The sequence below is a fragment of the Micromonospora acroterricola genome, assembly GCF_003172955.1.
Lineage (GTDB): Bacteria > Actinomycetota > Actinomycetes > Mycobacteriales > Micromonosporaceae > Micromonospora > Micromonospora acroterricola.
The window spans coordinates 18,492-27,296 of the sequence record NZ_QGKR01000185.1; the positions used below are offsets into that span (position 1 = coordinate 18,492).

Genomic DNA, 8,805 nt, shown 5'->3' on the forward strand with positions numbered 1-8,805 from the left:
CACGCCGTTGTGGAGACGTACCGCCCGGGGGCCGTCCTGTGACAGGACGGCCCCCGGCGGCGTCACGGGGTCGGGATCAGCTCGCCCGGCGGGTCGACCGGGCCGGTGCCCTCGGTCGGGCGGACCAGCTCCACCTCGACCTCGTGCGGGCGGATCCGGCCGGCGGCGATGTCCTCGGCGAAGTGGCAGGCCACCCGGTGCCCGCCGACCACGTCGCGCAACGCCGGCCGCTCGTCGGCGCAGCGGGTCGGCTGCGCCCACGGGCACCGGGTGTGGAACCGGCAGCCCGACGGCGGGTTGGTCGGCGAGGGCAGGTCGCCGGCGAGCAGGATCCGTTCCCGGCGATCCTCCACCAGCGGGTCCGGCACCGGCACCGCGGACATCAGGGCCCGGGTGTACGGGTGCATCGGCTCGCGGTACAGGTCGTCGCTGGACGCCTCCTCCACCAGCCCGCCCAGGTACATCACGCCCACGGTGTCGGCGATGTGCCGGACCACCGCCAGGTCGTGCGCGATGATCAGGTACGTCAGGCCGCGCTCGTTCTGCAGGTCCTCCAGCAGGTTGAGCACCTGGGCCTGGATCGACACGTCCAGCGCGGAGACCGGCTCGTCGGCGACGATCAGCTCCGGGTTGAGCACCAGCGCCCGGGCGATGCCGATCCGCTGGCGCTGGCCGCCGGAGAACTCGTGCGGGTACTTGCTCAGCGCCGAGGCGGGCAGGCCGACCGCCTCGAGCGTCTCTCGCAACCGCCGGTTGGTTTCGTCCTTCTCGCCGGCCAGCCCGTGCGCCTTGAGACCCTCCATCAACAGCGACTCCACCGACTGCCGGGGGTCGAGGCTGGAGAGCGGGTCCTGGAAGATCATCTGCATCCGGCGACGGGCCTGCCGCATCGCCTCGCCCTTGAGCGAGCGAACGTCGGTGCCGTCGAAAATGATCTCGCCGTCGGTCGGTTCGACGAGCCGGAGCAGGCCACGGCCCAGCGTCGACTTGCCGCAGCCCGACTCGCCGACCAGGCCGTACGTCTCCCCCTTCCGGATGCTCAGCGACACGCCGTCCACCGCGTAGACGTACCCGACGGTGCGGTCGAAGAGGAGGCCACTCTTGATCGGGAAGTGGACCTTGATGTCGCGCAGTTCGACCAGAGGTCCGGTCTGTTCGGTCACAGGACCGCCACCTCCTCGGAGACGGGGTTGTTGCAGCGGAGATCGCCACCGGTGGCGGTGGGTTCGAGCGGGGGAGGCCCTTCCAGGCACGCGTCCACGACGTTGTCGCAACGCGGCGCGAACGCGCACCCCACGGCCCACGGGATGTTGTCGGAGACCGACCCGCGGATCGCGTGCAGCCGCTCGCCCCGCGGTGAGTCGAGCCGGGGCACCGAGCTGAGCAGCCCGTGCGTGTACGGGTGCCGGGCGTGCGCGAACAGCTCGTGCCGACGTGCCCGCTCGACCACCCTGCCGCCGTAGAGCACGTTGACCGTGTCGCAGAGGCCGGCCACCACGCCCAGGTCGTGCGTGATCATGACGAGCGCGGTGCCGGTGTCGTCGACCAACTGCTTGAGCAGCGTGAGGATCTGCGCCTGGATGGTCACGTCGAGCGCGGTGGTCGGCTCGTCGGCGATCAGCAGCCGAGGCTTGCAGGCCAGCGCGATGGCGATCAGCGCGCGCTGGCGCATCCCGCCGGAGATCTGGTGCGGGTACTCCGAGAGCCGCCGCTGCGGATCGGGGATCCCGACCGCGTCGAGCAGATCCCGGGCCTCGCGCAGGGCCTGCCTGCGGTCCCGGCCCTGGTGACGCTCCAGCACCTCGGCGACCTGGACCCCGATCGGGATGACCGGGTTCAGGGAGGAGAGCGGGTCCTGGAAGATCATGCTGATCTCCCGGCCCCGCCGGTCGCGCATGTCGTCCGGCCGCAGCTTCAGCAGATCGGTGCCCTCGAAGAGCACCTCCCCGCTGACCTTGTTGCCCCGCTTGGGCAGCAGGCCCATGATGGCCAGGCTGGTCACGCTCTTGCCACAGCCGGACTCGCCAACCAGGCCGACGGTCTGCCCCGGCTCCACGGTGAAGCTGACCTTGTCGACGGCGGTGAAGGGCTGCTCACCGCGTCGCTGGAACACCACGCTCAGGTCACGGACGTCGAGCAGGCTCATCGGGTCACTTCCTCTCGCCGGCGGGTGCCGGCCGTGCTGGTCACTCGCACCGCCATCACCGCCGGTTCTTCGGGTCGATCGCCTCGCGCATCGCCTCACCCAGCAGGGTGAAGCCGAGCGCGACCACGATGATCGCGAGCGCCGGGTAGTAGGCCAGCTCCGGGCGGACCTCGAAGTAGCGCTGGCCGTCCACGCCGAGCATCAGGCCCCACTCGGCCCGGTTGATGTCCGGGTCGCCGAGCCCCAGGAAGGAGAGCGCCGCGGCGTCCAGGATGGCCACCGCGAAGGTCAGGGTCGCCTGCACGATCACCGCGGTCAGCGAGTTGGGCAGCATGTGCCGCAGCACGATGTTGCGCTCCTTGACGCCGAGCGCGCGGGCGGCGAGCACGTGGTCGCTCTCCCGCTGAGCCAGCATCGAGCCGCGCAGCAGCCGGGCGAAGATCGGCACGCTCACGATGGCCACCGCGAAGATGACCGTCCACTGGCTCGACCGGCTGGCCATCGCGACCAGGGTGATCGCGAGCAGCAGGCTCGGCAGGGCCAGCATCACGTCGGTGAGCCGCATCAGCACCACGTCGACCCAGCCGCCGAAGGCGCCGGCGATCGCGCCGATCAGCACACCGAGCGCGAGACCGATGAGGGTGGCGAGCACGCCGACGAAGAGCGTCTGCCGGGCGCCGTAGATCATCCGGGACAGGAAGTCCCGGCCGAGCGGATCGGAGCCGAGCGGGAAATCACCGCTCGCGCCCGGGATGGTGTCCACGGTGAGGTTCTTCGTCAGCTCGTCGAAGCGCTGCACCGCGTCATGCGGAGCGATCAGCGGAGCGAAGATCGCCATCAGGACGAACAGCCCCACGATGACGGCCCCGACGATGGCGACCGGGTTCCGCCGGAGCCGGCGCACGGCGTCCCGGACGAGGCTGACCCCGCCCTGGTCCACGCCGGCCCGGGCCAGCTCGTCCAGCCGCGCCTTCTTGCGGTCGCCCAGCAGGCCGATGCTGCGCTCGCTCATGCCGGGGCGTGGCTTGTCATCCCCGGGGCGGGGGGCCGGCGTGCCGGCCTGGGTGATCGGGTCACTCATCGCACACGCACCCTCGGGTCGATGAAGGCGTAGGAGAGGTCGACCAGCAGGTTGACCACCACGAAGATCAGCGCGGCGAGCAGGATGATCGCCTGGAGCACCGGGTAGTCCCGGCCGCCGCTGATCGAGTCGGTGATCAGCGTGCCGATGCCGCCCCAGTTGTAGACCTTCTCGGTGAGAACCGCGCCGGAGAGCAGCGCACCGGTCTGCAACCCGATGGTGGTGACCACCGGCAGCAGCGCGTTGCGCAGGATGTGCCGGCCACGGATGGTGCGGTGCCGCAGGCCCTTGGCCTCGGCGGTCCGCACGTAGTCCTCGTTGAGGACGTCGAGCACGCTGGCCCGGGTGATCCGCACGATCACCGCGAGCGGGATGGTGGCGAGCGTGATCGCCGGCAGGATCAAGTGCCACAACGCGTCGGCGCTGGCGTCGAACTCCCGGGTGAGCAGGCCGTCGAGCACGAAGAAGCCGGTGACGTTGGTGTTGTCCAGACCGGTGGTGAGCCGCCCGGACGGCGGGAACCAGTGGATGTTCTGCGTGAAGACGTCCTTGAGCAGATAGCCCAGGAAGAAGATCGGGATCGAGATGCCGAGCAGGGTGCCGGCGATGGTGAGGTTGTCCAGGGACCGTCCACGCCACCGGGCGGCGAGGTAGCCGAGCGGCACCCCGAGGCCGACCGCGATGATCATCGCGGCGAGGGCCAGCTCGATGGTGGCGGGGAAGGCGCGGCTGATGACCTCGGTGACCGGGTCACCGGTCCGGATCGAGTTGCCGAAGTCGCCGGTGACGACCCGCTGCATGAACTTGCCGTACTGCACCAGGATCGGCTGGTCGTAGCCGAGCGCCTTGGTCAGCAGGGCGCGGCGCTCGGGCGTGGCCCGCTCACCGAGTAGCGCCTCGACCGGGCCACCGGGCAGGTTCCGCAGCCAGATGAAGATCAGCGCCGACAGCGCTATGAGGGTCACCACCAGCTGCAACAGGCGGCGGACTATGACTCGCAACATCTCTCACACACCAGACTCTCGATGATCGCGGAATCGGCCCGGACCGGGAAGGAGCCCCGGACCGGGCCGATCACGCCTACGGCGTCAGCCGACAAACGTCACTTGCTGACGCTGACCGTGTTGAACCGCTCGTCGGTCAGCGGGCTGGCAACCAGACCCTTGACATCCTTCGTGACGACGATGGCCGGCGGGGCGTGCCAGACCGGCACGGCCGGCAGCCACTTGGCGGCGATGTCCCGGTTGACCTGCTCCCAGGCCGCCTTCTTGCCGGCGTCGTCGACGGTGGCGTCGGCCTTGGTGATGGCGTCGAACATCTCGTTCATCGACTGGTCGCCGAACTCGGCCTTGCCGCGGCCGAAGAACGTGCCGACGAAGTTGCCCGGGTCGTTGTAGTCACCGGTCCAGCCGAGGATGTGCAGGTCGTGCTTGCCGAACTGCTGCACGTCGTCCTTGAAGCCACCGTTCCACGGGCGAGGCACACCGTTGACCTTGATGCCCACGGCCTGCAGGTCGTTGGCGAGGACGGTGAAGATCTCCTGCGGGTTCGGCATGTACGGCCGGGAGACGTCCGGCGGGTAGTAGAAGTTCAGCGTCAGACCCTCGGCGCCGGCCTCCTTGAGCAGCTGCTTCGCCTTGTCCGGGTTGTACTCGTACTTCTGCACGTCCGGGGCGTAGCCGAGCACGGTGTCCGGCATGAACTCGTCGGCGACCTTGGCGCCACCCGGGCCCTTGGTCTGCACCAGCTGCTGGCGGTTGAGCGCGTAGGCGATCGCCTGCCGCACCCGCAGGTCCTTCAGCTTCGGGTTCTTCTGGTTGATGCCCAGGTAGAGGATGTTGAACGCCGGGCGGTTGACGACCTGGAAGCCCTCGCTCTCGAGCGCCTTGCGGTCGGCCGGGGCCGGGAAGTCGATGCCCTGCACGGTGCCGGCACGGAGCTCCTGCTTGCGGGTGCTCTCGTCCTTGATGACCTTGATGATCATCTTGTCCACCTTGGCCTTCTCGCCAAAGTAGTCCGGGTTCCGGTTCAGGGTGATCTCGTTCTTGGCCTTGTCCCAGCCACCGAAGGTGAACGGGCCGGTGCCCACCGGGTTGGTGGTCGCGAAGGCGCTGTACTCGAACGAGTCGCCGTTCTGCTTCACCGTGTTGGCGTCGTACTTCGTCAGCGCCTCGGGGCTGGCGATCGAGAGCGAGGTCAGCGCGAAGGCACCGGGGAAGGCGCCCTTGTACTTGTTCAGGGTCAGGACGGCGGTTCCGTCGTCCTTGGCCTCGCACTTGTTGTAGATCGACTCGCCGGCGCCCTCGGCCTCGTTCTTCGCGAACCCGCCGAAGGTGTCCATGTAGTAGATCATCTGGGACTGGGCGGCAGCGCCCTTCATGTTGTACCAGCGGTCGAAGTTGAAGCAGACCGCGGCGGCGTTGAACGGCGTGCCGTCGTGGAACTTCACGCCCTGGCGGAGCTTGAACGTCCAGACCTTGCCGTCCGGGTCGTGCTCCCAGCTCTCGGCCAGGCCGCCCTGAAGCTCGGCCGTACCCGGCTTGTGGCTCACCAGGGTGTCGAACATCTGCCGGACCGGCCGGAACGACTCTCCGTCATCGTTGAAGATGGGATCGAAGTTCTTCGGGTCACCGGCACCCGCGAAGATGAAGGTGCCGCCAGTCTTGGCCTCGCCACTGTCGCCGTCGCGCTCGCTCTCCGCGCAGCCGGCCGCGCCGACCGCCAGAGCGGCAACGGCCGCGATGGCCACAGCCGTTTTTAGCCTTCTCGCCTGCATCTCTCACCTCTGTCATGCGCATGACCACGCCGAGTTGTGGCTCGGTCCGTGTGCGGGAGGCTATGACATGTCACACGAGAAGCGGAACGCCCGTCAGGCAATCGCTATCAAGCCGACACCTTGCGCGGGCGTCTGACAGTCGACGGCACGGCGAATGCACAGGGCGACACATAGATCCGCGCGGGGTCGGGCACCGCGACGGGGGTGGCGCCGTCGACGACGACACCACCCCCGCGGGTACGACTCAGACGGCCCGGCGCCCCTCGAACGCCCGGCCGAGGGTGATCTCGTCGGCGTACTCCAGGTCGCCGCCGACCGGCAGCCCGCTGGCCAACCGGGTCACCGAGATCCCCATCGGCTTCACCATCAACGCGAGGTAGGTGGCGGTCGCCTCGCCCTCGGTGTTGGGGTCGGTGGCCAGGATCAGCTCCCGCACCGCGCCGCCACTCAGCCGGGTCATCAGCTCCCGGATGCGCAGATTGTCCGGCCCGATCCCCTCCAGCGGGTTGATCGCGCCGCCGAGCACGTGGTACCGACCGCGGAACTCACCGGTCCGCTCGACGGCCACCACGTCCTTGGGCTCCTCCACCACACACAGCACCTCGTCGGTACGGCGTGGGTCGCGGCAGATCCGGCACTGCTCCGACTCGGCCACGTTGTAGCAGGTCGTGCAGAACCGCACCAGCTCCTTGACCTTGCGCAGCGCGCCGGCCAGCCGGTTGACGTCGGCCGGATCCGCCGACAGGACGTGGAACGCGATCCGCTGGGCGCTCTTCGGGCCGACGCCCGGCAGCCGACCCAGCTCGTCGATCAGATCCTGGATGGCACCCTCGTACATCTGCCGGCTCAGAAACCGGGCAGGCCGAGGCCGCCCATGCCGCCCGCGACCGGGCCCATCTTGCGCTCGGTCAGCTCCCGCGCGGCCTCGGCGGCGTTGTGCACGGCCGCGACGACCAGGTCCTCCAGCGTCTCCACGTCGTCCGGGTCGACGGCCTTCGGGTCGATCTTGATGGCCTTGAGCTCCCCCGAGCCGGAGACGGTCGCGGTGACCAGCCCACCGCCGGCGGTGCCGGTCAGCTCTGCCTCGGCCAGCTCCGCCTGGGCGGCGGCGATCTGCTGCTGCATCTTCTGCGCCTGCTTCAGCATCTGCTGCATGTTCGGCTGTCCACCTGGGCGCACGGATGGCTCCTTCTCGCACTCGTCTGCTCGGCCGCCGCCCAGCCTAACCGCTGTGACCGGCCCCGCCCCGCCCGGTGCTTCCGCCCACGCCGGAGCCGCAGGACGACGATCCGGGTACGGCTACCACCACCCCGAACCGGCCATCTACGGGTAGTGCGGCGGAGATCGCCCACCTGGTGTGCTCGACGACATGAACCTCAACCGCACCGGCCGGCTCGGCGCGCTGTGCTGGGTGGTGGCCGCACCGATCTTCCTCGTCGCCAGCCTGGTCACCGGCCTGCGCTGGCGCCAGCCGACGTACAGCTGGGCCACCAACAACATCAGCGACCTCGGCAACGTCCACTGCGGGATCTGGGACACCAGCCGGCCCCGCTACGTCTGCTCGCCCTGGCACCCGCTGATGAACGCCGCGGTGCTGACCACCGCCGTGCTGCTCGCCGCCGGGCTACTGCTGACCTGGCGGCTTGTTGGTCGAGGCGCCGTGGTGCGGTCGGCCCAGACGCTGCTGCTGCTGGCCGCCGGCGGGTACGCCCTCGCCGCCGTCCACCCGGCGGACGTCGACGAGAACCTGCACGTCCTCGGCGCCTTTCTCATCATGGGAGTGGGCAACCTCGGCCTGCTCCTCGCCGGTCTGGCGCCCGGCAGCACGTTGCTCGGCCGGTGGCGACGGCTCACCCTCGCCGCCGGGTTGACCGCGCTGGCCGGGACGGTGCTGTTCTTCGCTCAGGAGGGCGCCGGGATCGGGGTGGGCGGCATGGAACGGGTCGCCGTGCTGCCCTTCCCGCTCTGGGCCTGCTGCCTCGGTGTCCTGCTCGCCGAGGCACCGGCCGGCCGGGCGCGACGCACCCGGTCGGCAGCGCCGACCGTCCGGTGATCACCGCCGCCCAGCGCCGCTACCGGGCGTCGACCTCGTCGATCTTCTCGGCCCCGAACGTGTCGCGGAGCAGCCGGACCGCCTGCTCCTCGCTCGACTCCCGGGCCGTCTTCTCGTCGATGACCTCGTCCAACGGCTCGTCGCCCGGGTCGAACCCCTCGTAGGTCGGTGTGGCCGCCGGTGCCGCGCCACCCGGCCGGCCGCCGCGCAACGGACCGTCGAAGTCCGGGTCGTAGGGCGGTTCGCCGGCCCATTCGGGGTCCGCGGTGGGTCGGGCCGCCGCTCCGGTACGCGGACCGCCGCGCCCCGCCGCCGCCGCGCGGGCTGCGGCGATGGCGCTGCTCACCGGCGCACCGGCGGTGGCCGGCTGGCGGGCCGCGGGCGTCGGGTTGGCCCGCGCGGTCGGCTTACCGCCCCCGTTCGGTGTGCCCGGGCCGCCGTTCGCGCCGGTGCCGCTTCCACCGGCGCGGCCCGGGTCGGCGCTGTTCGCGCTGGCGCCCGTTCCGCCGGTGCGGCCCGGGTCGGCGCCGGTGCGGCCACCATCCGTGCCGTTCCCGCCGGCCGGTGCGGGGGCCGGTCCGGAGCCGCCGGACGCGGCGTCGTCCACGGCTGCGGCACCACCCGGCAGGGCGGCCTCCGGCCAGTCCTCGTCATCCGTCGCCTCGGGGGCGGGAGCGCTGCCGCCGGGGCGGGCCGCCTCCGGCGGCAGCGCTCCCCTGTCCCTTATACACATCTGACGCTGCCGACGA

Annotated in this window: 8 protein-coding genes and 1 pseudogene; 1 reads left to right on the forward strand and 8 read right to left on the reverse strand. The window is 70.5% G+C overall.

What is annotated here, in order from left to right:
* Positions 1 to 62 precede the first annotated feature (62 nt).
* The 7 genes from DKT68_RS13250 to DKT68_RS13280 form a co-directional block, all read right to left on the reverse strand.
* On the reverse strand, positions 63 to 1,163 hold the full coding sequence (locus DKT68_RS13250; protein WP_109817718.1) for an ABC transporter ATP-binding protein: 1,101 nt from the start codon (positions 1,161 to 1,163) through the stop codon (positions 63 to 65).
* Positions 1,160 to 2,146 (reverse strand): ABC transporter ATP-binding protein, encoded by a 987-nt coding sequence (locus DKT68_RS13255; RefSeq protein ID WP_109817719.1) that lies wholly within the window; start codon positions 2,144 to 2,146, stop codon positions 1,160 to 1,162. The genes DKT68_RS13250 and DKT68_RS13255 overlap by 4 nt, the downstream gene beginning before the upstream one ends.
* Before the next feature lie 55 nt (positions 2,147 to 2,201).
* A complete protein-coding gene (locus tag DKT68_RS13260) occupies positions 2,202 to 3,158 on the reverse strand; it encodes an ABC transporter permease (RefSeq protein ID WP_236646871.1) in 957 nt (318 codons plus the stop codon).
* A 65-nt stretch (positions 3,159 to 3,223) separates the two neighbouring features.
* Entirely contained in the window at positions 3,224 to 4,231 is a 1,008-nt protein-coding gene (locus tag DKT68_RS13265; RefSeq protein ID WP_109817720.1) for an ABC transporter permease, read from the reverse strand.
* Positions 4,232 to 4,329: 98 nt separating this feature from the next.
* Positions 4,330 to 6,003: an ABC transporter substrate-binding protein gene (locus DKT68_RS13270; protein ID WP_109817721.1), complete on the reverse strand. Its 1,674-nt coding sequence runs from the start codon at positions 6,001 to 6,003 to the stop codon at positions 4,330 to 4,332.
* 244 nt (positions 6,004 to 6,247) lie between these two features.
* Positions 6,248 to 6,841 carry a recombination mediator RecR gene (recR, locus tag DKT68_RS13275; protein WP_109817722.1) on the reverse strand — a complete coding sequence of 198 codons (594 nt, stop codon included), beginning with the start codon at positions 6,839 to 6,841 and terminating at the stop codon, positions 6,248 to 6,250.
* An 8-nt stretch (positions 6,842 to 6,849) separates the two neighbouring features.
* Positions 6,850 to 7,158: a YbaB/EbfC family nucleoid-associated protein gene (locus DKT68_RS13280; protein ID WP_007466279.1), complete on the reverse strand. Its 309-nt coding sequence runs from the start codon at positions 7,156 to 7,158 to the stop codon at positions 6,850 to 6,852.
* Positions 7,159 to 7,372: 214 nt separating this feature from the next.
* On the opposite strand from DKT68_RS13280, the gene DKT68_RS13285 reads away from it, so the two are divergent.
* Complete coding sequence (locus tag DKT68_RS13285; protein WP_109817727.1) at positions 7,373 to 8,056, forward strand: DUF998 domain-containing protein; 684 nt, start codon at positions 7,373 to 7,375, stop codon at positions 8,054 to 8,056.
* 19 nt (positions 8,057 to 8,075) lie between these two features.
* On the opposite strand, the pseudogene DKT68_RS13290 reads toward DKT68_RS13285, so the two are convergent.
* A pseudogene (locus DKT68_RS13290) lies at positions 8,076 to 8,805 on the reverse strand (DNA polymerase III subunit gamma and tau); the annotation flags it as partial.